Annotated in this window: 23 protein-coding genes and 1 pseudogene; 10 read left to right on the plus strand and 14 right to left on the minus strand. The window is 67.2% G+C overall.

The window, feature by feature from the left end; all coding sequences use genetic code 11:
• Positions 1-7 precede the first annotated feature (7 nt).
• The 3 genes from MFM001_RS07520 to MFM001_RS07530 all read left to right on the plus strand — a co-directional run bounded on the left by MFM001_RS07520 (position 8) and on the right by MFM001_RS07530 (position 4,577).
• Positions 8-1,045: a dihydrodipicolinate reductase gene (locus MFM001_RS07520; RefSeq protein ID WP_116374618.1), complete on the plus strand. Its 1,038-nt coding sequence runs from the start codon at positions 8-10 to the stop codon at positions 1,043-1,045.
• Positions 1,046-1,272: 227 nt separating this feature from the next.
• On the plus strand, positions 1,273-1,701 hold the full coding sequence (locus MFM001_RS07525; protein WP_116374741.1) for an MmpS family transport accessory protein: 429 nt from the start codon (positions 1,273-1,275) through the stop codon (positions 1,699-1,701).
• Complete coding sequence (locus tag MFM001_RS07530; protein ID WP_116374619.1) at positions 1,698-4,577, plus strand: RND family transporter; 2,880 nt, start codon at positions 1,698-1,700, stop codon at positions 4,575-4,577. The genes MFM001_RS07525 and MFM001_RS07530 overlap by 4 nt, the downstream gene beginning before the upstream one ends.
• A gap of 64 nt (positions 4,578-4,641) precedes the next feature.
• Here MFM001_RS07530 and MFM001_RS25155 read toward each other — a convergent pair.
• The 6 genes and pseudogenes from MFM001_RS25155 to nadD form a co-directional block, all read right to left on the minus strand.
• Positions 4,642-4,797, minus strand: a pseudogene (locus tag MFM001_RS25155) (cytochrome P450); the annotation flags it as partial.
• Between the two features lie 15 nt (positions 4,798-4,812).
• Positions 4,813-5,646, minus strand: coding sequence for a DegV family protein (locus MFM001_RS07540; protein ID WP_116374620.1), 834 nt, complete (start codon positions 5,644-5,646; stop codon positions 4,813-4,815).
• Positions 5,634-6,365: a diglucosylglycerate octanoyltransferase gene (gene octT / locus MFM001_RS07545; protein ID WP_116374621.1), complete on the minus strand. Its 732-nt coding sequence runs from the start codon at positions 6,363-6,365 to the stop codon at positions 5,634-5,636. Before octT ends, MFM001_RS07540 begins: the two co-directional genes overlap by 13 nt.
• The gene (gpgP, locus tag MFM001_RS07550; protein WP_116374622.1) at positions 6,355-7,017 is read right to left on the minus strand and encodes a glucosyl-3-phosphoglycerate phosphatase; all 663 of its coding nucleotides are present in this window, start codon (positions 7,015-7,017) and stop codon (positions 6,355-6,357) included. Before gpgP ends, octT begins: the two co-directional genes overlap by 11 nt.
• The gene (gene rsfS, locus MFM001_RS07555) at positions 7,014-7,382 is read right to left on the minus strand and encodes a ribosome silencing factor (RefSeq protein ID WP_116374623.1); all 369 of its coding nucleotides are present in this window, start codon (positions 7,380-7,382) and stop codon (positions 7,014-7,016) included. Before rsfS ends, gpgP begins: the two co-directional genes overlap by 4 nt.
• Complete coding sequence (gene nadD, locus MFM001_RS07560; RefSeq protein ID WP_255422203.1) at positions 7,379-7,972, minus strand: nicotinate-nucleotide adenylyltransferase; 594 nt, start codon at positions 7,970-7,972, stop codon at positions 7,379-7,381. The genes rsfS and nadD overlap by 4 nt, the downstream gene beginning before the upstream one ends.
• An 86-nt stretch (positions 7,973-8,058) precedes the next feature.
• Here nadD and MFM001_RS07565 point away from each other — a divergent pair, with 86 nt between their 5' ends.
• On the plus strand, positions 8,059-8,292 hold the full coding sequence (locus MFM001_RS07565) for an AbrB/MazE/SpoVT family DNA-binding domain-containing protein (RefSeq protein WP_116374625.1): 234 nt from the start codon (positions 8,059-8,061) through the stop codon (positions 8,290-8,292).
• Positions 8,276-8,704: a type II toxin-antitoxin system VapC family toxin gene (locus MFM001_RS07570; RefSeq protein ID WP_116374626.1), complete on the plus strand. Its 429-nt coding sequence runs from the start codon at positions 8,276-8,278 to the stop codon at positions 8,702-8,704. Before MFM001_RS07565 ends, MFM001_RS07570 begins: the two co-directional genes overlap by 17 nt.
• A gap of 85 nt (positions 8,705-8,789) precedes the next feature.
• Here the strand turns inward: MFM001_RS07570 and MFM001_RS07575 are convergent, their stop codons facing one another.
• The 3 genes from MFM001_RS07575 to MFM001_RS07585 are packed head-to-tail and all read right to left on the minus strand — an operon-like array spanning position 8,790 to position 12,365.
• Positions 8,790-10,232: a VWA domain-containing protein gene (locus MFM001_RS07575; protein WP_116374627.1), complete on the minus strand. Its 1,443-nt coding sequence runs from the start codon at positions 10,230-10,232 to the stop codon at positions 8,790-8,792.
• Positions 10,232-11,107, minus strand: a complete 876-nt coding sequence (locus tag MFM001_RS07580; RefSeq protein ID WP_062541015.1) for a MoxR family ATPase — start codon at positions 11,105-11,107, stop codon at positions 10,232-10,234. The genes MFM001_RS07575 and MFM001_RS07580 overlap by 1 nt, the downstream gene beginning before the upstream one ends.
• Before the next feature lie 10 nt (positions 11,108-11,117).
• The gene (locus MFM001_RS07585; RefSeq protein WP_116374628.1) at positions 11,118-12,365 is read right to left on the minus strand and encodes a glutamate-5-semialdehyde dehydrogenase; all 1,248 of its coding nucleotides are present in this window, start codon (positions 12,363-12,365) and stop codon (positions 11,118-11,120) included.
• 61 nt (positions 12,366-12,426) lie between these two features.
• Between MFM001_RS07585 and MFM001_RS07590 the strand changes: the two genes are divergently transcribed.
• Positions 12,427-13,302 (plus strand): ribokinase, encoded by an 876-nt coding sequence (locus MFM001_RS07590; RefSeq protein ID WP_116374629.1) that lies wholly within the window; start codon positions 12,427-12,429, stop codon positions 13,300-13,302.
• Between the two features lie 14 nt (positions 13,303-13,316).
• Positions 13,317-14,138: an enoyl-CoA hydratase/isomerase family protein gene (locus MFM001_RS07595; RefSeq protein WP_116374630.1), complete on the plus strand. Its 822-nt coding sequence runs from the start codon at positions 13,317-13,319 to the stop codon at positions 14,136-14,138.
• A gap of 73 nt (positions 14,139-14,211) precedes the next feature.
• Here the strand turns inward: MFM001_RS07595 and MFM001_RS07600 are convergent, their stop codons facing one another.
• Entirely contained in the window at positions 14,212-16,254 is a 2,043-nt protein-coding gene (locus tag MFM001_RS07600) for an NAD(+) synthase (protein ID WP_116374631.1), read from the minus strand.
• Between the two features lie 58 nt (positions 16,255-16,312).
• Here MFM001_RS07600 and MFM001_RS07605 point away from each other — a divergent pair, with 58 nt between their 5' ends.
• Entirely contained in the window at positions 16,313-16,855 is a 543-nt protein-coding gene (locus tag MFM001_RS07605) for a cysteine hydrolase family protein (protein ID WP_116374742.1), read from the plus strand.
• A gap of 10 nt (positions 16,856-16,865) precedes the next feature.
• Positions 16,866-17,723: an NAD-dependent protein deacetylase gene (locus tag MFM001_RS07610; protein ID WP_116374632.1), complete on the plus strand. Its 858-nt coding sequence runs from the start codon at positions 16,866-16,868 to the stop codon at positions 17,721-17,723.
• Between the two features lie 19 nt (positions 17,724-17,742).
• Here the strand turns inward: MFM001_RS07610 and MFM001_RS07615 are convergent, their stop codons facing one another.
• Positions 17,743-18,987, minus strand: coding sequence for a cytochrome P450 (locus MFM001_RS07615; RefSeq protein WP_116374633.1), 1,245 nt, complete (start codon positions 18,985-18,987; stop codon positions 17,743-17,745).
• A gap of 58 nt (positions 18,988-19,045) precedes the next feature.
• Here MFM001_RS07615 and MFM001_RS07620 point away from each other — a divergent pair, with 58 nt between their 5' ends.
• Complete coding sequence (locus MFM001_RS07620) at positions 19,046-19,678, plus strand: TetR/AcrR family transcriptional regulator (RefSeq protein ID WP_116374634.1); 633 nt, start codon at positions 19,046-19,048, stop codon at positions 19,676-19,678.
• 64 nt (positions 19,679-19,742) lie between these two features.
• Here MFM001_RS07620 and proB read toward each other — a convergent pair whose 3' ends face one another.
• From proB to rpmA, 3 genes are read right to left on the minus strand one after another with little or no spacing between them, the layout of a single operon-like run.
• Positions 19,743-20,843: a glutamate 5-kinase gene (gene proB, locus MFM001_RS07625; RefSeq protein ID WP_116374743.1), complete on the minus strand. Its 1,101-nt coding sequence runs from the start codon at positions 20,841-20,843 to the stop codon at positions 19,743-19,745.
• On the minus strand, positions 20,836-22,278 hold the full coding sequence (obgE, locus tag MFM001_RS07630) for a GTPase ObgE (protein WP_116374635.1): 1,443 nt from the start codon (positions 22,276-22,278) through the stop codon (positions 20,836-20,838). Before obgE ends, proB begins: the two co-directional genes overlap by 8 nt.
• Before the next feature lie 44 nt (positions 22,279-22,322).
• Entirely contained in the window at positions 22,323-22,583 is a 261-nt protein-coding gene (rpmA, locus tag MFM001_RS07635) for a 50S ribosomal protein L27 (RefSeq protein WP_116374636.1), read from the minus strand.

The raw sequence follows: 22,583 nt of genomic DNA on the forward strand, positions 1-22,583 counted from the left end.
TGGGGCGGTGACCTCACCGCTGCGGGTAATTCAATGGACCACCGGCAACATCGGGCGGCGATCGCTGCACGCCATCATCGGCAGACCCGACATGGAGCTGGTCGGGGTGTACGCCCACGGGCAGGACAAGGTCGGCGTCGACGCCGCCGAACTGTCCGGCTGGCCGGAGCCGACGGGTGTGAAGGCCACCAACGACATCGACGCGCTGCTGGCGCTGAAACCCGACGCCTGTTGCTATAACCCATTGTGGCCCAACATCGATGAGCTGGTGCGGCTGCTCGAGTCCGGTGTGAATGTGTGCTCCAGCGCGGCGTGGATCACCGGCGGCAAGCAGACGCCCGAAGACCGGCAGCGCATTGTCGATGCCTGCGAGCGCGGCAGCTCGACGATCTTCGGCAGCGGCGCGCACCCGGGCATCACGAACATGGTCGGCATGGTGCTGTCCGGCTGCTGCGAACGCGTCGACGAGATCCGCATCACCGAGTCGGTGGACTGCTCGACGTACGAGTCGGCCGGCACCCAGACGGCGATGGGCTTCTCGCAAGATCCCGATACGCCGGGGCTGGCCGACAGCGTGCGGCGGGAAAGCGAGGTCTTCGCCGAGGCGGCGGCGATGATGGCCGACGCGATCGGGGCGAAGCTCGACAAGATGACCTTCGACGTCACGTTCACCGCGGCCACCGCCGACACCGATCTGGGCTTCATGAAGATCCCCGCCGGCACCGTCGGCAGCGTTTACGGCTATCACCGCGGCTGGGTGGGCGATCGCAATGTGGTCAGCGTCGGGTTCAACTGGATCATGGGTGAGCACGTGACGCCGCCCAAGCCGCTCGAACACGGCCATGTCATCCAGGTGTTCGGGCTGCCCAATATGCGCACGGTGATTCACTGTCTGCCGCCGAAGGACTGGACGGAGCCGGGTTTCATGGGTTTGGGAATGATCTACACCGCGATGCCGGTCACCAATGCCGTGCCTGCTGTGGTGGCCGCCAGACCGGGAATCGTGACCCTGGCCGACCTGCCACCGATCACCGGCCGGGTATAGCGGCGATCACCAGCGCGGCGAAGCCGGGCGCAGTGGGTCGCCGCGCGAAGGCACGGGACCGGGTGAACGCCGCCGTGCTCTACGGTTTACGATACTTAGGCAGGCGAAGGTTCCGTTGACAGCGGCGACAGCGGATCGCACCACGGACACCTTTGCTGCCTGGGTCGATCCGTGGCTGACACACTCGTACGAACGATCGTGGACCTGGAGGTGACGGGGTGAGCGCGATTGCCAGGTTGATCAAACGGGCATGGATCCCCATCGTCTTGGTGGTCGTACTCGCGGTCTCCGGGCTGATCGTGTCGCGGCTCCACCGCGTCTTCGGTTCGCAAGACCTCAATGCCGGCGCCGGCGCCGGGATCGAGATCGTGCAGTTCAACCCCAAGGTCGTGACCTATGAGGTCTGGGGCCCTGCCGGGACCACTGCGAGCATCAACTATTGGGACGCGGAAGCGAACACCCATCAGGTTGACGGAGCGCCGTTGCCGTGGTCGTACACGATCAGCACCACCCTGCCCGCCGTCAGCGCCAACATCATGGCGCAAGGCGACGGCGACCGGATCGGTTGCCGCATCACCATCGACGGGGTGGTCCGCGAAGAGAAAACCGTTAACGGCGAGAACGCCCAGACCTTTTGCCTGGTGAAGTCCGCATGACCGAGACGCACACCCGCCCCCACCGCCCCGTTATCCCACACACGATCCGGTGGTTGGCGGTGCCGATCATCGTGGGTTGGGTCTTGCTGACGATCGTGGTGAACACCATCGTCCCGTCATTGGAAGTCGTGGGCGAGGCGCACTCGGCGCCGATGGCGCCGATGGACGCGCCGTCGATGAAGGCGATGATGCGGCTGGGCCACAACTTCAAGGAGTTCGACTCCAACAGCACGATCATGGTGGTGCTGGAAGGGCAGCAGCCGCTGGGCGATGCCGCACACCGCTATTACAACGACATCGTCCGCCAACTGCGAGACGACCCCGAACATGTGCAGCACATTCAGGACTTCTGGAGCGATCGGCTAACCGCAGCCGGTGTGCAGGCCTCCGACGCCAAGGGCGCCTACGTGATGCTGAATCTCGCAGGCAACCAGGGCACCACGCTGGCGAACGAATCCGTCGAGGCGGTCCGGGATGTCATCAAGCGGACACCGGCGCCTCCCGGTGTGCAGGCCCATGTCACCGGTCCTGCGGCGCTGTCTGATGACATGCACGTGATCGGTAACGCCAGCCTCGCCAAGATCACGCTGTTCACCCTCGGCGCGATCGCGGTCATGCTGTTTCTGGTCTATCGCTCGATCGTCACCACCGTGGTGCAGCTTTTCATGACCGGGGTGGCGTTGGCGTCGGCTCGAGGCATCGTCGCAGTGTTGGCATACCACAACGCATTCGGGCTGACCACGTTCGCGGCGAACATTCTCACGATGCTGGCGATCGCCGCCGGCACCGACTACGGGATCTTCCTCATCGGCCGCTACCAAGAGGCGCGACGAGCCGGCGAGGATCGCGAAACCGCCTACTACACAACATTTCGCGGGGTAGCCCCAGTCGTGTTGGGGTCAGGCCTGACGATTGCCGGGGCGGTGTACTGCCTCAGCTTTGCCCGACTGCCCTGGTTCCACACGATGGGCGCACCGGCGGCGATAGGCATGCTGGTCGTGGTGGCGGCCGGCCTCACGCTGGGTCCGGCTGTTCTTTTCGTGGGCAGCCGTTTTGGTCTGTTCGAGCCCAAGGGCGCGGCCCGGGGGCGGCTGTGGCGGCGGATCGGCACCGCCGTGGTGCGTTGGCCCGCACCGATTTTGGCGGTGAGCGGGGCGGTGGTGCTGGTCGGCATGCTGGGTCTGCCGAGCTATGTCACCAGTTACAACGACCGCTACTACCTGCCGACCAGCGCGCCGTCCAATATCGGGTACGCCGCCGCGGACCGGCATTTCTCCCAGGCCAGAATGAACCCGGACCTGCTGATGGTCGAGGCCGATCACGACATGCGCAACCCCGCTGACATGTTGGTGCTGGATCGAGTGGCCAAAAACGTTCTGCGCGTGCAGGGCATCGTGATGGTGCAGGACATCACCCGACCGCTCGGGATTCCGATTCAGCACAGTTCCATACCGTTTCAGAACAGCATGCAGAGCCAGATGCTCATGCAGAACATGGCGTTTTTGAAGGACCGCATGGGCGACATCCTCAAGATGGCCGACGAAATGCAGGTCACGATCAACTACCTGGAACGCATGCTCGACATCACCAAGGGGCTGTCCGACACCACCCACGACATGTCCGGTGTCACCGACGACATGGTCGCGGTCACCGACAAAATGCGGGACCACCTTGCCGATTTCGACGATTTCTGGCGGCCCATCCGTAGCTACTTCTACTGGGAAAAGCACTGCTTCGATATTCCGATCTGCTGGTCGTTGAGGTCGATCTTCGACGCCCTGGACGGCATCGATCAGCTCGACGAACAGTTCGGCCGGATGTCGAAGGACATCCACAGCATGGATGCCCTGCAACGCGAAATGGTCGCGATCTTGCCGCCGCAGATCCAGAGCATGAAGACAACCCACGCCTTGACGCTGACCATGCACAGCACCTTCCAGGCGATGATCAACCAGATGGAGTCGATGAGCGACACCGCCATCGTCATGGGACAAAGTTTCGACGGCGCCAAGAACGACGACTTCTTCTACCTGCCCCCGGAGGCGTTCGACAACCCGGACTTCAAGCGGGGACTGGTGCAGTTCTTGTCGCCGGACGGCAAGTCCGCCCGCTTCTTCATCACGCACCAGGGCGATCCGATGACGCCGGAAGGGATTTCGCGCGTCGACGCGGAGCGAACGGCTGCCCAGGAGGGTCTGAAGCAGTCATCGCTGTCCGATGCCAAGGTTTATCTCGGCGGCACGGCGGCGACGTTCCGCGACATGCATGACGGCGCGAAATACGACCTGATGATCGCGGTGGTGTCGTCGCTGACACTGATCTTCATGATCATGCTGCTGCTCACGCGCAGCGTGGTCGCCGCGTTGGTGATCGTCGGCACCGCGGCAAGCTCGATCGCGGCATCCTTCGGGCTCTCGGTGCTCATCTGGCAGGACTTGTTCGGCATCAAGATCCACTGGATCGTGATGGCGCTGTCGGTGATCATCCTGCTGGCCGTCGGATCCGACTACAACCTGCTACTGGTCTCCCGATTCCGCGAAGAGATCCACAACGGGCTCAAGACGGGATACATCCGGTCGATGGCGGGCACAGGTGGGGTGGTGACGGCCGCAGGTCTGGTCTTCGCGTTCACCATGGCCGCCATGCTCGGCAGCGATCTACGGGTGCTGGGCCAGTTCGGATCCACGGTCTGCATTGGTCTATTGCTCGACACACTGGTCGTGCGCACGTTGTTCATGCCTTCGATGGCAACGCTGTTGGGCCGCTGGTTCTGGTGGCCACGGGTCGTCCACCCGCGCGGGGACAACGCGCGGCGGCGGCAACCTGAGCCGCTCAGCGACGACACCGCCCCCCTGGCGGTGCCGGCCCACCGCTAGTCGGCGATGGTCAATTGCTGCCGCCGGCGCGTGGCAGCGCGTGGAAGAACAAGCCCGGAGGGCACTATCGGATCTCCACCGTGATTGGCAGGTGGGCGAAACCGCGGACGTTGCTAGAGTGGGCTCGGACCGAATTGTCCTCGTCCACTTCGTATCCGCGGATGCGTTTGAAGAGCTCGCTCAGCGCGATTCTGGCTTCCATACGGGCCAGGCCGGCGCCGAAACGAATGGCTCCCTACTCGGCGACCTCGACGCACACCGCGAGCGCTCCGGCGCCGACGTGCAGCGCCAGCACCGGGCCCAGGTCGGTCACGATTGCCGGTTCGCACGCCGGCAGCCGCTCGGCCAGCGCGGCAACAACGGCGTCAGCGCCGTCGCGGTTGGCGACGTGCTGCACCGCAAGCGCCGCGGAACGGTCGCCGACCACGTCGCAGACCCGGTCGATCATCGCCGCCACCGCCTTGCTGGCGGTGCGAACACGTTGCGCCAGAACGAGTTTGCCCTCGTCGATGCGCAGCAGCGGCTTGAGCGACAGTGCGGTGCCCAGCCAGGCCGCGGCGCCGCCGATCCGTCCGCTGCGGCGCAGGTTGTCCAGCCGGTGCACGACGATAAAACCGTGATTGCGGTTCACCGCGGCGGCGGCGGCCTGCGTGACCGCGTCCAGGTCGGCTCCGTCGGCCGCGGCCCGGCCCGCGGCCAGCGCAACGAAACCGGTGTTCATCGCCGTCGACCTGGAGTCGACAACCCGCACCCCCGAGCCGATCTCGGCGGCCGTCGTCTCGGCGGCGCCGACGGTCCCGGACAGTGCCGACGAAAGGTGCACCGCCACTACGCCATCGCCGCCGCTGTCGGTCAGCGCCTGCCGGTAAACCTCGGCGAGTTCGGCCGGTGTGGCCGCCGCGGTGGTTGCGCCGGGACGCAAGTGAACGTCGTCGGGAACGTCGTCGACGCCGTCGCGCAGGTCGGAGCCGTCGACCAGGATGTGCAGCGGCACTTGGCGGATCGCCCACTTGTGTCGCAGGTCGTCGGGCAGGCGCGACGACGAGTCGGTGACGACTATGACTGGCATGGCTGTACGCCAGCTTCGGCCAGCGCCTTGAGCATCAACTCTGCGACCGCCTGGTGAGCCTCGAAATTCCAGTGAATACCGTCGGGATTGCCGCGACCGCTCATGATGTGTTCGGCGACTGCGGCTTTCAGATCGACCAGCGGAATGTCGTGCTGCTGTGCCCATTCGGTGATGGCCGCGGCTGTGCCGGGCCGGCCGTGGTGGGCTTTGCCGTAGGTCTCCGCGATGTGCACCGACGGCAGCGACGCCACGATCGGGATGCCAGGCCGGTTGAAATCGATTGCGCCGCGGGTTAATTCGAGGTACTCCGCGCTCAGGTGCGGCGGCAGCGCGGCCCGGGCGAACGGGGATAGCCGCGGCTGCAGCCAGCCGTAGCCGTCGCGCACCCAGCGCCGCAGCCACGGCGGCCGCACATAGCGGATCAGCTCGCGCAGCGCCGTCGGCAACACCGACGGCAGCGAGTCCATCCCGCCGGTGGCGAAGACCACCGCGCCCGCTTTCGGCAGCGCCGCCCAGGCCCGCGGGTCCTGGGTGGCCGCCCACCAGACGTCGCGGCAGGTCCAGCCGATGCGGCCGATCAGCTCGACGTCCCAACCCAGTTGTGCACCAACGATATTGGGCCAGATGCGTGGGTCGTCGGCGGGTAGGCCGCCGGTCGGGCCGTAATAGGCCAGTGAGTCGGCAAAGATCAGCAGCACGGGGCGCAACTCAGAGGACATCGCCTGCGACCTGTGCCGAAGCGTTCCACACGTCGAGGCGCCAGCTGATGCCGTCCAGGTCGGCGTCGTCGTCGGAGTGGCCGGACAGCTGTGTCCAGCTGGCGTTGCCCATTCCGCCCAGCGCGGGCCAGTTTTCGACCGGCAGCCGCAGCAGCGCAGCCGTCAGTGCGGCGATCAGGCCGCCGTGCGCCACCAGCACCACGGGTCGCTCGTCGGCGCCCCATTCCGGTTCGCCGGTGACCAGTTCGCCGATCAGCGGCATGCTGCGGTCGGCCACGTCGACCCGGCTCTCCCCGCCGTGCGGTGCCCAGGTAGCGTCCTCACGCCAGGCCAGCCGGGCCCCGGGCGCGGCCGCGTCGATCTGTGTGTGCGTCATGCCCTGCCAGTCGCCGAGATGCGTTTCGCGCAACCGGTTGTCGACCCGCAGCTGCAGTCCGGTGCGCTCCCCCAGCACCACCGCGGTGTCGTAGGCGCGCCGCAAATCCGAGCTGACGATCAGCAGCGGCTGATGCTTGCTCAGCACCTCGGCCGCGGCGACGGCCTGCGCGCGGCCCAGCTCGCTCAGCTCGGTGTCCAGCTGGCCCTGCATCCGGCTGCCGAGGTTGAAGTCGGTCTGCCCGTGCCGCAGCATCAGCAGCCGGCGGATTTTCACTGGGAGGCCTCCAGGTTCACGTCCACCGTGGGGCAGTCACGCCAGAGCCGGTCGAGGGAGTAGAAGTCGCGCTCGTCTTGGTGCTGGATGTGGACGACGATGTCGACGTAGTCGAGCAGCGTCCACCGGCCCTCGCGGGCGCCCTCGCGGCGTGCCGGCTTGTAGCCGGCCCGTCGCATCTTCTCCTCGACCTCGTCGACGATGGCGTTCACCTGTCGCTCGTTGGACGCCGACGCGATCACGAAGCAGTCGGTGATGACGAGTTGCCCGGAGACGTCGATGACGACGACGTCGTCGGCGAGTTTGGCCGCGGCGGCGCCGGCGGCCACCGTCGCCATGTCGATGGCTTCCTGGGTGGCCGTCATGTCTTGCGGTAGAGCTCGCGTTTGGAGATGTACTGCACGACGCCGTCGGGCATCAGGTACCACAGCGGCCGGCCGTCGGCGGCGCGCCGGCGGCAGTCGGTCGACGAGATCGCCAGTGCCGGAATCTCGAGCAAGGTAAGTGCGTCGTCCGGCAACCCCTTGAGGACGTCCGCGAGATGTTCACGGCCCAGTTCGTAGCCTGGCCGGTTGACCCCGACGAACCGCGCCATCGCGAACAGCTCCTCCAGGTCATGCCACGACAGGATCGATGCCAGCGCGTCGGCGCCAGTGATGAAGAACAGCTCGGAGTCGGGGTTGAGAGTGTGGAGATCGCGCAACGTGTCTTTGGTGTAGGTGAGACCACCGCGGTCGATGTCGACCCGGCTCACCGAGAACCGCGGGTTGGACGCGGTGGCGATCACCGTCATCAGGTAGCGGTCTTCGGCCCCGCTGACCTGCCGGGTCTTCTGCCAGGGCTGGCTGGTCGGCACGAACACGACTTCGTCGAGGTCGAACCGGTCAGCCACCTCGCTGGCCGCGACCAGATGGCCGTTATGGATGGGATCAAACGTCCCACCCATCACACCCAGCCGCCGCTTTCGCACGATTTGCCAGCTTACTGGAGGGGCCCGGGCTGGCCCGAGTGAGCCACCGCGCTGAATGGTAGTTTTAGGGCATGCGCGCAACCATTGATAAGGCAGGACGATTGGTTATTCCCAAGGCATTGCGCGACCATCTTGGGCTCCGTTCCGGCGAGGTAGAAGTGACCGCCGACGGTGCAGGTCTCCGAGTCGAGCCAATAGCGGGCGAGTCCCTCGAAGAGCGCGACGGGCGGCTGGTCATTCCGGCAGCCGGCGTGCCGATCAGCGATGCTGTCGTGCGGACATTGCGCGATGCCGACCAGCGCTAGGGCGTCCACAGTCCTCGTCGACACCAGCGCCGCCGTCGCACTAGTGGTTGCCGATCACGATCATCACGAGGAAACATTCCGTGCGCTGGGCGGCCGGACTCTCGGTCTCGCCGGCCACGCGGCATTCGAGACGTTCTCGGTCCTCACGCGCTTACCGCCGCCGGCCCGTCGCACTCCTGCGACGGTCACGAGGATGCTCGCGGATACCTTCCCGGAAACCAGGTTCCTCGGGCCTCATGCGGCAACAGCGCTGGTATCTAGGCTCGGAGCGATCGGCATTGCCGGCGGCTCGGTCTACGACGCGCTCGTCGGCGCCACCGCAAACGAGCATCGGCTCACGCTCGTCACGCGTGATCGTCGCGCACTGGAGGTTTATCGGAAGCTCGACGTCGAGGTCGAGCTTCTGGGCTGATGACCTACGCGAGTGTGAATGCGGCGACGGCGCACCGGCGTGTCGCGTCGCGAGATTCACAGTCGCCGACACAGCAAGCCAGACACTAGACCGGCAGCAGTTGGTCGATCACCGCGGCCAGCTGCTTGGCCGACCGGCATTCGTGCATCGTGATCACCTCTTGGTAGCGCGGCACCGCCGAATCGCCACTGCCCCACAGGTGCTTGGGCTCGGGGTTGAGCCAATGCGCATGGCGGCTCGCGGTCACCATGTGCGACAACACATCGATGGCCGGGTCGCGGTAGTTGGTCCGACCGTCGCCGAGCACCAACAGCGAACTGCGCGGCGACAACACGTTGTGGAACTGATCGGTGAACGACACGAACGCGTTGCCGTAATCCGAATGCCCGTCGCGGGTGTAGACCCCGGCCTCCCGGGTGATCCGCTGAATGGCCACCGCCAGGTCGGCGTCGGGCCCGAACAGGTGCGTCACCTCGTCGGTGGTGTCGATGAACGCGAAGACGCGCACGCGCGAAAACTGTTGGCGCAGCGCATGTACCAGCAACAGCGTGAAATGGCTGAACCCGGCGACCGAGCCCGACACGTCGCACAACACCACCAGCTCAGGGCGGGCCGGCCGCGGCTTGCGCAGCACCAGGTCGATCGGCACCCCGCCAGTGGACATCGAGCGGCGGAGCGTCTTGCGCAGGTCGATTGCACCCGCGCGGGCGCGACGCCGTCGGGCCGCCAACCGGGTGGCCAATGTCCGGGCCAGCGGCGCCACCACCCGGCGCATCTGGCGCAGCTGGTCACCGGAGGCGCGCAGGAACTCGACGTTCTCGGAAAGCTGTGGGATGCCGTACATCTGGACGTGATCGCGGCCGAGCTGCTCTGCAGTGCGCCGCTTGGTCTCCGCGTCGACCATCTTGCGCAATTGGGTGATGCGTTGTGCCGCCAGCGCTTTGGCGATCTCTTCCTGCGTCGGTGTCGGCTCGTCGCCGTAAGGCGCCAGCAGCCCGGCCAGCAGGCGCCCCTCGAGCTGGTCCAGCGCCATCGCCTTGAGCGCCTGATACGACGAGTACGACGGGCCGCGGCTGGAGCTGTATTTGCCGTAGGCCTCGACGATTTGGGCGATCATCGCGACCAGCCGCTCGTCCATGTCGACCAGGTCGGCGTTCTGCGTCAGCAGATCCACCAGCATCTGGCGCATGGCCTCGAGGTCGTCGGGCGGTAGCTGAAGTTCGGGTTCGGCGGCCTCCTCCTCCTCGACCACCGCTCTTGCGCCCAGCGCCGCCGGCCACCACAGGTCGAACATCGCGTCGTAGGTCTCGCGGTGGTCGGGCCGGCGCAGCACCGCACAGGCGATGCCTTCGCGCAGCACCTCCCGGTCGCCCAACCCGAGCACCGCCATCACCCGACCGGCATCCACCGTCTCCGACGGACCAACCGAAATTCCTTGCCCACGAAGCGCTTCCACGAACTCCACCAGATGGCCGGGCAGCCCGTGCGGGGCCAGCGGCTGGCTGGGACGAACGCGGCTAACGGCCATCAGTTCAAACGAAGCTCTGCGCCAGCACGTTGCTGGTCCGATTGATGTTTGAGCACGACACCCAGCGTGGCCGCGATCGTCGCGTCGTCGATGGTGTCCAAGCCCAGTGCCAGCACCGTGCGGCCCCAGTCGATGGTCTCGGCCACCGACGGCAGCTTTTTCAGTTGCATGCCGCGCAGCACGCCGATGATGCGTACCAGTTCGTCGGCGATGTGCGCGGGCAGCTCGGGGACGCGAGACAACAGGATTCGGCGCTCCAGCTCGGGACTGGGAAAGTCGATGTGCAGGAACAGGCAACGACGTTTGAGCGCCTCGGACAGCTCACGGGTGGCGTTGGACGTCAGCACCACGAACGGCGCCCGCTCGGCAGTGATGGTGCCCAGTTCGGGGACCGTCACTGCGAAGTCGCTCAAAACCTCCAGTAGCAGGCCCTCGATCTCGATGTCGGCCTTGTCGGTCTCGTCGACCAGCAGCACGGTCGGCTCGGTGCGCCGGATCGCGGTCAAAAGCGGCCGGGAAAGCAGAAACTCCTCGCTGAACACGTCGGTCTTGGTCTGGTCCCAGTCGCCCGAACCGGCCTGAATGCGCAGGATCTGCTTGGCGTGGTTCCACTCGTACAGCGCGCGGGCTTCGTCGACACCCTCGTAGCACTGCAGGCGGACCAGGCCCGACCCGGTGGCCTGCGCGACGGCGCGGGCCAGCTCGGTCTTGCCGACCCCGGCGGGGCCTTCGACCAGCAGCGGCTTGCCGAGCCGGTCGGCGAGGAACACCGCCGTCGCGGTGGCGGTGTCGGGCAGGTAGCCGGTTTCGGCCAGCCGCCGGCCGACGTCGTCGATGTCGGCGAACAGCGGGACGGGCCGCGCGGGAACGGTCACAGGGATTCTCCTAGGGAACACGGGTGTGGCCGTCACCCCAGACGATCCACTTGGTCGAGGTCAGTTCCGGCAACCCCATCGGGCCGCGGGCGTGCAGCTTCTGCGTGGAGATGCCGATCTCGGCACCGAAACCGAACTGCTCACCGTCGGTGAACGCCGTCGACGCGTTAACCATCACCGCGGCGGCGTCGACCCGCTCGGCAAACCGTTGCGCCGCAGCCATATTCGTGGTCACGATCGACTCGGTGTGCCCGGTGCCGTATTCGTTGATGTGCTCGATCGCGGCGTCGACGCCGTCGACCACCGCCACCGCGATGTCCATCGAGAGGAACTCGCGCCGAAGGTCCTCGTCGGACGCGTCGAGGTGCACGGTGACACCCGCGTCCTGCAGCGCCCCGACCAGCCGCGGCAATGCCTGCCCGGCGATCGCCGTGTCGACCAGCAGAGCCTCGGCGGCATTGCACACGCTGGGCCGCCGGGTCTTGGAGTTCAGCAGCACCCGCTCGGCGACGTCCAGGTCGGCGGACTCGTCAACGTAGACGTGGCAGTTGCCGACACCGGTCTCGATGGTCGGCACCTGCGCGTCGCGCACCACGGCGTCGATCAGACCTGCTCCCCCGCGCGGGATCACCACGTCGACCAGCCCGCGGGCCTGGATCAGGTGGGTGACGGTCGAGCGGTCTTCGGCGGAAAGCAGCTGCACCGCGTCCGCCGGCAGGTCCTCGCTGCGGAGCGCAGTGCGGAGCACATCGACTAGCGCGGCATTGGACTTGGCCGCCGACGAGCTGCCGCGCAGCAGCGCGGCGTTGCCGGACTTGAGCGCCAACCCGAACGCGTCGACGGTGACGTTGGGCCGGCCCTCGTAGACCATGCCGACCACGCCCAGCGGCACCCGCACCTGACGCAGTTGCAGCCCGTTGGGCAGGGTGTAGCCGCGCAGCACCTCCCCGACGGGGTCCGGCAGGCCGGCGACCTGGCGCAGCCCGTCGGCAATGCCGTCGATGCGCTGCGGGTTCAGCGCGAGCCGGTCGAGCATGGCCTCCGGGGTGCCGGCGGACCGGGCGGCGTTCAGGTCGTCGGCGTTGGCACCAAGGATCTGGTCGACGTGGGCCACCACCGCGTCGGCGGCGGCGCGCAACGCGTGATCCTTGGCGACCGTCGGCAGCGTGGCCAGCACCCGAGCGGCAACTCGGGCCCGGCGCGCGGCGTCGTGCACCTCTTGGCGCAGGTCGGGACGCGGCGGGGCGTGCACACTCATCAACCCAGGGTATCGGGCGTCGACGAACTGCGACGAGGCGGCTGAGTCGTTGTGGAACCTGATGCGACTCCATAACGTCGGCGGGGTGGCGGCGCGGATCTGTGTGGTGGGCAGCGTGAACATGGACACGGTCTTCGACGTCGAGGTGTTACCGCGCCCGGGCGAAACCGTGCTGGCGACATCGGTACGCGCCACCCCCGGCGGCAAGGGCGCCAATCAGGCGGTGGCCGCGGCGCGCGCCGGCGCGCGGGTGCAGTTCGTCGGCGCGGTGGGTGACGACTCGGCGGCCGAGCATTTGCGCACACATCTGGCGGTGAACGGCGTTGGCACCGAAGGGCTGATCACCGTGGCCGGGCCCAGCGGGACGGCGGTCGTCATGGTGGAATCCGCCGGCGAGAACGCCATTGTCGTCGCGCCGGGTGCCAACGGCGACTTGACGGTCGATTCGGCTGCGGTCCGCGCGATCATCGCCGACTGCGATGTGTTGTTGCTGCAGTTGGAGATTCCGGTTGCGACGGCCGCGGCGGCCGCCCGCGACGCGCGCGCAGCCGGCGCGGTCGTCATGGTCAACGCGTCACCGGCGGGCCGCGACCCGCACGAGCTGGCCGAGCTCACCGACGTGCTGATCGTCAACGAAACCGAAGCCGGGCACTGGGTTTGGCCGGTGGAGCATCGGGTGATCACCCGCGGCGCGGCCGGGGCAACCTACACGGGCGCCGACGGGGACTTCACGGTTGCGGCGCCGACGGTGCAGGCGGTCGACACTGCCGGCGCCGGCGATGTGTTCGCGGGAGTGCTGGCCGCGGGGTGGCTGACGGGTCGCGACCACGCGTTGCGGCGGGCCTGCGCAGCCGGTGCGCTGGCGACGCTGGTGCCCGGCGCCGGGGACTGCGCTCCGCTGAGCGAGGCCATCGACGATGCCGTCGTGGGTAACTGAGTTATCGTCACCTGGTGTCGCTCGACAGCAACCCACGCCCGCCCGACGGCGATTGGTTGGGAACCAAGTTCCTGAAATTCACCCGCGAAGGTCCGTTCGCGATCGTCACGCTGGACCGGCCGGAGGCGCGCAACGCGATGACGCCGGCGATGTACTTCGGCATCCGTTACGCCGTCAGCCGGGTCAACGCCGACGCCGACCTCGCGGGGCTGATCATCACCGGCAGCGGTGACGTGTTTGCACCGGGCGGCGATCTTGGGGGTGGAGGCGACGACAACTGGATGCAGTGGGGCTCGGCGCTGTCGCTGGATGTGACACCGTTTGACACGCTGCGGAAGTCGGCCAAGCCGGTGGTATCCGCAGTCAACGGCCTGTGCCAGGGCGGCGGGCTGCAGATCGCGATGTGCAGCGACGTGGCCGTCGTCAGCGACCGCGCGACATTTCGGGTGCCGGAGTTGTACCGCGGCATCGCCGACACCTACTACAGCCAGATGCTGGCGCGCATCATCGGGCCGGTGCGGACCCGCGACCTGATGTTCACCGGGCGGACCTTGACCGCGGCGGAGGCCGTGGAGTGGGGCATGGTCGCGCGGATGGTTGCCCATGACGAGTTGATGGACGCCGCGCGCGACGTACTGGCCCGGTGCTGCCGCACCGCGCCCGGCGCGCGACGGGTCGTCAAGGCAAGCCTGGACAACTACCTCGGGCTCTACGACCGGATCGGTATGGAAGCCAGCATCGAGGGACCCGAGGCCGTCGAGGGCTTCCTCGCGTTCAGCGAGCGGCGGTCGCCGAATTGGGTGCATCCCGATCTGCGGGTCGACGGCCGGTTGTAGCGCGTTGAGATTGCAGCTACGGCTGTAGTTTTTGCCGATCCACGACCCTCCGCGCAATCTCAACGCAAATCCGTCACTCCTCGGGTATGTCGCGCTCGATCTCCTCGAGCCACGCCCGCGCCGACATGTCCGACGGTGCCCGCCAATCCCCGCGCGGCGACAACGAGCCACCATGCGACACCTTGGGCCCGTTGGGCAGTGCCGAGCGCTTGAACTGGCTGAACGAGTAGAACCGCTGCACGAAGACATGCAGCCAGTGCCGAATCTCGCTCAGCGAATACGACGGCCGCTTGTCCTCCGGGAAGCCGGCCGGCCAGCCGCCGCGGTCGGGATCGCTCCACGCATGCCAGGCCAAAAATGCGATCTTCGACGGGCGGAAACCGAAACGCAGCACCTGGAACAGCGAAAAGTCTTGCAGCACATACGGTCCGACCTTCGCTTCGCTGCTCTGAATCTCCTCGTCCTCGCCGGCCGGCACCAGTTCCGGGGTGATCTCGGTGTCGAGCACCGACTGCAGGGTGTCGCACACCTCCTCGTCGAACTGCCCCGAGGAGATCACCCAGCGAATCAGATGCTGGATCAGCGTTTTCGGCACCCCGCCGTTGATGTTGTAGTGCGACATCTGGTCGCCGACACCATATGTCGACCAACCCAGCGCCAGCTCGGACAGATCGCCGGTGCCCAACACGATGCCGCCCCGCTGATTGGCCAGTCGGAACAGATAGTCGGTGCGCAGCCCGGCCTGGACATTCTCGAACGTGACGTCGTAGACCTCTTCGCCGCGCGCGAACGGATGATCCATGTTGGTGAGCATCAGCTTGGCGGTGTCGCTGATGTCGATTTCTTCGAACGTCACACCCAGCGCCCGCGACAGCCTGATCGCGTTCTTCTTGGTGCGATCCCCGGTGGCGAATCCCGGCAACGTGAACGCCAAAATGTCGCTGCGAGGCCGGTTTTCCCGGTCCATCGCCCGGGCGGCGACGATCAGCGCGTGCGTCGAGTCGAGCCCGCCGGAAATACCGATGACGATCTTCGGATAGTCCAGTGCGCGCAGCCGCTGCTCGAGCCCGGCGACCTGGATGTTGTAGGCCTCGTAGCAATCCTGTTCCAGCCGGTTCGGATCGGACGGCACGAACGGGAACCGCTGGATCTCGCGCAACAGCCCGATGTCGCCGGCCGGTGGATCCAGCCGAAACTCGATGCGCCGGAACGACGCTGACAACTCACGATGGTGGCGACGGTTGTCGTCGAACGTGCCCATCCGCAGCCGCTCGGAGCGCAGCAATTCCAGGTCGACGTCGGCGACCGAGCGTCGTTCCCCTTTGGGGAAGCGCTCCGACGTGGCGAGCAGCACCCCGTTTTCCCAGATCATCGTCTGGCCGTCCCAGGCCAGGTCGGTGGTCGACTCCCCTTCCCCGGCAGCGGCATACACGTAGGCGGCCAGGCAGCGCGACGACGCCGAGCGGGCCAGCAGGCAGCGGTCTTCGGCGCGACCGATCGTGATCGGGCTGCCGGACAGGTTGGCCAACACCGTCGCGCCGGCCAGCGCCGCCTCCGCGCTCGGCGGAATCGGCACGAACATGTCCTCGCAGATTTCGACGTGCAGCACGAAATCGGGCACATCCGACGCTGTGAACAGCAAGTCGGGCCCGAACGGGGCCGCGGTGTCGCCGATCCAGATGGTGCCGCGCTCGTCGTTGCCCGGCGCGATCTGGCGGCGTTCGTAGAACTCGCGGTAGGTCGGCAGGTACGACTTGGGCGCCACCCCGAGAATCGCGCCGCGGTGGATGACGACGGCGGTGTTGTAGATGCGGTGCCGGTAGCGCAGCGGCGCGCCGATCACCAGCACCGGCAACAGGTCGGTGGAGGCCACCACGATGTCGCGCACCGCATCCTCGACCGCGTCGAGCAGCACGTCCTGTAGCAGGATGTCCTCGATCGAGTAGCCCGACAGCGCCAGCTCGGGGAACACGGCCAGCCCGACGCCGTCGTCGTGGCATTCCCGGGCGAGCCGCAGCACCGAGGCGGCGTTGGCCGCCGGGTCGGCGATCGTGGTGTGATGCGTACACGCGGCGACCCGGATAAAGCCCTGGCTGTAGACGTTGTAGAAGTCCATCGTCCCCTCATTGTCGCCCGGCCGGTGTCAATAGTTGCCCATCGGGTATCAACTGATCATGAGCGACACCGCTGTGCTGGTCGTCGACATGCTGAACACCTATCAGCATTCCGACGCCGAACTACTGATACCCAATGTCGAAGAAATCATCGACCCGCTGGCCGATCTGGTGCGACGGGCACGTGAGCGCGACGACGTCGACCTGGTGTACGTCAACGACAACTACGGCGATTTCACCGCCCAGTTCTCCGACATTGTCCGCTCGGCGCTCGACGGGTCGCGGCCGGATCTGGTGCGCCCGATCGTGCCGGCCGAGGGCAGTCGTCAGGTGACCAAGGTGCGCCACAGCGTGTTCTATTCGACGCCGGTGGCGTATCTGCTGGGCCGGCTGGACACCAAGCGGCTGATCCTCACCGGGCAGGTCACCGAGCAGTGCATCCTCTACAGCGCACTCGACGCCTATGTGCGCCACTTTCCGGTCGTGGTGCCGCGTGATGCGGTCGCCCACATCGACGCCGAGTTGGGCGCGGCGGCGCTGAAGATGATGGAGGCCAACATGGAAGCAGAGTTGACGACGGCGGCGGACTGTCTCGACGGCTAACCTCGATTGCGTGGAATCTCCCGAGCTGGTCGCTGTGCTGGCCGGTCGTCGGGTGGCGGTGCTGACCGGCGCCGGGATCTCCACCGATTCGGGCATTCCCGACTACCGCGGGCCGGATTCGCCGCCCAGCAATCCGATGACGATTCGGCAGTTCGTTGGCGATTCTGCTTTCCGCCAACGGTATTGGGCCCGCAATCACGTCGGGTGGCGGCACATGGACGACACGCTGCCCAACGCCGGGCATCGTGCGCTGGCCGCGCTCGAGCGCGCCGGCGTGGTGACCGGCGTGATCACCCAGAACGTCGACCTGCTGCACACCAAGGCTGGTAGCCAGACGGTGGTGAACCTGCACGGTAGCTACGCGCAGGTGGTGTGTTTGCGGTGCGGGCTGACGATGTCGCGGGCAGCGCTGGCCGAAAAGCTGGAGGCGCTCAACCCGGGATTCGTCGAGCGGGCCGAGGCCGTCGGCGGCTTGGCGGTGGCTCCCGACGCCGACGCCGTCGTCGCCGACACCGCGTCGTTTCGCTACGTGGACTGTGAGCGCTGCGGCGGGATGCTCAAACCCGACATCGTCTACTTCGGCGAGAGCGTTCCGAAAGACCGTGTGGCCCAGGCATATTCGTTGGTCGAGGGTGCTGACGCGCTGCTGGTGGCGGGGTCGTCGTTGACCGTGTTCTCGGGCTACCGGTTTGTGCGGCACGCCGCGGCGCGCGGGATGCCGATCGCGATCGTCAACCGCGGCCCCACCCGCGGCGACGACTTGGCCACCGTAAAAGTCGACGGCGGCTGCTCGGATCTGTTGGTGTTGTTGGCTGGTGAGTTGCCGGCGAGTGTGGACTTTTTCCACGGTTCCTGTCAAAAGGCGTGACGCAAGCCCACATTCGGCGCTAGAACGTGCATGGCATCGTGCGGATGCCGTGAATGAAGCTGCCCGCCAGGTATTCCGGATCACCGGCCTCGATATCGGGCAGCGCTCGAAGCAACTCGCCGAAGATGGCACGGAGCTGCGCCCGGGCCACATGTGTCCCCAGACAGTAATGCTGTCCACCGCCGCCGAAACCCACGTGCGGGTTGGGGTCTCGACTCAGATCGAACCGGTCCGGTTGGTCGAATACCGCCTCGTCCCAGTTGCCGGACGCATAGAACATCGCGACTTTCTCGCCGGCCCGGATCGTCTGGCCGCCCAGCTCGTAATCGGTTGCGGCCGTGCGCCGGAAGTTCATCACAGGAGTGGCGAAGCGGATGAACTCCTCGACCGCCACGCCGATGCGGTTGTCGAAATCCTCTAGCAGCCAGGCTCGTTGCTCTGGGAAGTCGGTGAGCGCCTTGAGGGCGTGGCTGGTGGTCTGGCGGGTGGTGTCGTTGCCGGCCACGGCGAGCAAGACAAAGTACGCGGCCACGTCGGCGTCGGTCAGGCGATCGCCGTCGACCTCGGCGTTGACCAGGCTGCTGAACAGGTCGTCGCCGGGGTGGTCGCGCCGCTCAGCGGCCAGCCTGCCGGCGACCTGATGCAGATACATCACGTTTTCGAACATGACCTCGAGCGGATTGCGGCCGTCGAGATAGACAGGGTCGTTGGTCGACACCAGGGCGTCGGCGGCGTGTGCGACCTGCTCCCGCTCGGCGTCCGGAATTCCCACCATGTCCGACAGCGTGCGCAGCGGCAGCTCTTTAGCACAGTGCTCGACGAAATCGGCACCGCTCCCGGCGGCCCGCAGTTCTTCGACGATGGTCTTGGCGTTCGCTTTGATCGAGTCCTCGATCCGCCGGACCTGGCGGGGAGTGAACGCGGCCGTGGCCAGCTTGCGCAGCATGGTGTGCCTCGGCGGGTCCATCGCCAGAAAAGACTGGGTCGATTCGAGCAGCTCCTCGGGATAGTTCTCGAACATCACGCCCTTGCCCGACAGGAACACCTCATTGGTGCGGCTCACCGTGACGATGTCGGCGTGGCGAGTGATCGCCCAAAAACCGGGGTCGTCGGGATCGTTCAGCATGGCGTCTTCGACCGGCGGGTGCCAGCTGACGGGTCGCTCGGCTCGCAGCACTGCAAACGAACGTTCCCGCTCCGCGGCCGTGGTGGACCAGAACGCACGCGAGGACAAGTCGATCGGGTCGTAACCGCGGACAGCCATAGCGCGACGCTATGCCTAGACATAGTGTCTAGTCAAGATGTCAGTTACTCTTTGATGCATGCCCTCGGTAACCCGCAAGCCGCAGGCCAAGCGGCAAGAGCGGCGCGAGCAGATCGAGCGCCGATTGCTCGACGCCACGGAGCGGCTGATGCGCGACGGCGCGAGCTTCACCGAGCTGTCCGTGGACCGGCTGGCCACCGAGGCCGGGATGTCCCGCGCCAGCTTCTACGTCTACTTCGAGGACAAGGGCGATCTGCTGCGCCGGCTCGCCGGCCAGGTCTTCGGTGACCTCGCCGACGCGGCCGAACGCTGGTGGAGCGTGGCGTCGCGGCGCGATCCCGACGATGTCCGTGCCGCGATCAGCGGCATCATCGCCAACTATCGGCGTCACCAACCGCTACTGGTCGCGTTGAACGAAATGGCCGGCTACGACGCCTTGGTCGGCGCTGCTTACCGCGATCAACTGGACCGGATCTCGGGACGGGTGACCCGGGTCATCGAGGACGGCCAAGCCGACGGCTCCATCCGGCACACGCTGCCGGCGACCACTACTGCCAAAACGCTGACGTGGATGGTCGAGCGGACCTGCCAGCAGAACCTTCCGGGCGCGCCGCACGAATACGACGCCGAGTTGGCGGGAGCGCTCACCGAAATCATCTGGGGCGCCCTGTATCTGGAGCCCGTCAGGTAGCGCGAAGAGACGCAGAATCGCACATTCGGGCGCCGGATCGTGCGATTCTGCGTCTGCTCGGCCTCTAGAAGGCGACCAGATCGTCGGCGTGCACGGCGGGCCGGCGCAGTTCGGCGGGCAGCTCGGACGTCGAGCGTCCCATCATCGTGGCCAGCTCGGCGGCGTCGTACGCGACGACGCCGCGGGCCACCGCCGTCGCGTCCGGGCCGCGCAGCTCCACGACGTCGCCGCCATGAAAGCGACCCGACACTGCGGTGATCCCCGCGGGCAGCAGCGAGCGACGCTGTCGCAGCACCGCGCGCACCGCCCCCTCGTCCAGCGTCAGCGAACCCGCCGATTCCGCGGCGTAGCGCACCCAGAACCTTCGCGCCGACATCCGGGCGGGCCGGGCGGCGAACACCGTGCCCACCGAGGCGTCGGCCAGCGCAGTGGCGGCGTCGGTGGCGGCGGCCAGGAGCACCGGCACGCCCGCGTCGGCGGCCAGCATCGCCGAGGACACCTTCGACGCCATCCCGCCGGTGCCCAGGCGGCTGCCCTGCCCGGCGACCACACCGTCGAGATCCGGCGGGCCGGACACCTCCGGGATGAACGTCGCGGATCCTTTGCGCGGGTCGGAGTCGTAAAGCCCATCGATGTCGGAGAGCAGCACCAGCGCGTCGGCGCCGACCAGATGCGCGACCAGCGCCGAGAGCCGGTCGTTGTCGCCGAACCGGATCTCGTTGGTGGCCACCGTGTCGTTCTCGTTGACGATCGCCACCGCGTGCAGGGCCCGCAACCGGTCCAGGGTGCGCTGGGCGTTGTTGTGCTGCACTCGCATCGAAATGTCGTGCGCGGTGAGCAGCACCTGCCCGACCGTGCGCTGATAGCGTGCGAACGCCGCGCTCCACGAATTCACCAGCGCGACCTGCCCGACGCTGGCCGCCGCCTGCTTGGTCGCCAAATCGGTTGGGCGCCGCGACAATCCGAGCGGCTCGATTCCCGCGGCGATCGCACCGGAGGAGACGATGACGACGTCGGAGCCGGCCTTCATCCGTGCCTCGATGGCCTCGGCCAGCCCAGCGAGCCGGCCGGCGTCGAACATCCCGGTCGGCGTGGTCAGTGCAGTGGTGCCGACCTTGACGACGACGCGGCGCGCCGTACGGATGGCGTCGCGCGCGCTACTCATCGACGCCATGCTCGCGACGTTGGCGGCGGGCGGCCTTGCGTTCGGCGGCGCCGACACGCTCGTTGCGTTCCAGCCGTGTGTCCGTGCCGCGGCCCGACAACGGCACATCCACGCCCGCGGCGGTCTGCGGCTCCCAGTCAAATGTCATGTCGCCGATGGTGACTGCGCATCCCGGTTGCGCGCCGAGTCGCAGCAGCTCGTCCTCGACGCCGAGCCGAGCCAGCCGGTCGCCGAGATAGCCGACCGCCTCGTCGTTGTCGAAGTTGGTCTGTGCGATCCAGCGTTCGGGCCGCTCGCCGCGCACCACGAACCCGCCGTGCCCGTCGGCCTGGACGGTGAAACCGGTCTCGTCGACGGGGATCGGGCGGATCACCGGCCGTCGCGGCACCACCACCGGCTGCGCGGCGTGGTATTCGTCGACCATGTCGGCCAACGCAAATATCAACGGCTGCAAGCCTTCTCGTGCAGCCGTCGATACCGAGAACACCGGCCAGCCGCGCTCGGCGACGTCGTCGCGGACGAAGTCGGCCAACTCGCGGGCCTCCGGCACGTCGATCTTGTTGAGCACCACCGCCCGTGGCCGCTCGGCGAGGTTGCCCAGCGTCGAATCCCCTTGCAGGGTGGGCTGATACGCGGCCAACTCGGCTTCAAGCGCGTCGATGTCGGACACCGGGTCGCGGCCCGGCTCCGCGGTGGCGCAGTCCACGACATGCACCAGTACCGCGCATCGCTCGATGTGCCGCAGGAAGTCCAGCCCAAGGCCGCGGCCCTGCGACGCACCGGGAATCAGGCCCGGCACGTCGGCGACGGTGAACGTGCGCTCCCCCGCCGAGACCACCCCGAGGTTGGGCACCAGCGTCGTGAATGGGTAATCGGCGATCTTGGGCTTGGCCGCCGAAATGGCCGACACCAGAGACGATTTCCCGGCCGACGGAAACCCGATCAGCCCGACGTCGGCGACGGTCTTGAGCTCGAGGGTCAGATCGCGGGCTTGCCCTTTTTCGCCGAGCAGCGCGAAACCCGGCGCCTTGCGGGCCCGTGATGCCAGCGCGGCATTGCCCAGACCGCCGCGGCCGCCGGCGGCGGCCTGGAAGCGGGTGCCGGCGCCGACCAGGTCGGCGAGCAACCGCCCGTGTTCGTCGAGAACGACGGTGCCGTCGGGAACCTTGACTTCCAGATCTGCACCGGCGGCGCCGTCGCGGTTGCCGCCCATGCCCTGCTTGCCGGATGGCGCGACGACATGCGGGTGGAAGTGAAAGTCGAGCAGGGTGTGCACCTGCGGGTCGACGACCAGGATGACGCTGCCGCCGCGACCGCCGTTGCCGCCGTCCGGGCCGCCGAGCGGCTTGAACTTCTCGCGATGGACCGAGGCGCAGCCGTTACCGCCGGAGCCTGCCCGCGCGTGGATGACGACGCGGTCGACAAACCGAGCCATCAGGCTTCCTCTTACTCATCGAGTGGGCTGCCTACTCGCGGCGTTCAGCCCTGCCCGGCCGGGACGATGCTGACGGTCTTGCGTCCCCGCTTGACACCGAACTGCACGGAGCCGGCCGCCTTGGCGAACAGCGTGTCGTCGCCGCCGCGGCCCACGTTGACGCCCGGGTGGAAGTGGGTGCCGCGCTGGCGGACCAGGATCTCGCCGGCCTTGACGAGCTGGCCGCCGAACCGCTTCACGCCGAGCCGCTGGGCGGCCGAGTCGCGGCCGTTGCGTGAGCTGGAAGCGCCCTTCTTGTGTGCCAT

The organism is Mycobacterium sp. MFM001, from assembly GCF_003402475.1.
GTDB lineage: Bacteria > Actinomycetota > Actinomycetes > Mycobacteriales > Mycobacteriaceae > Mycobacterium.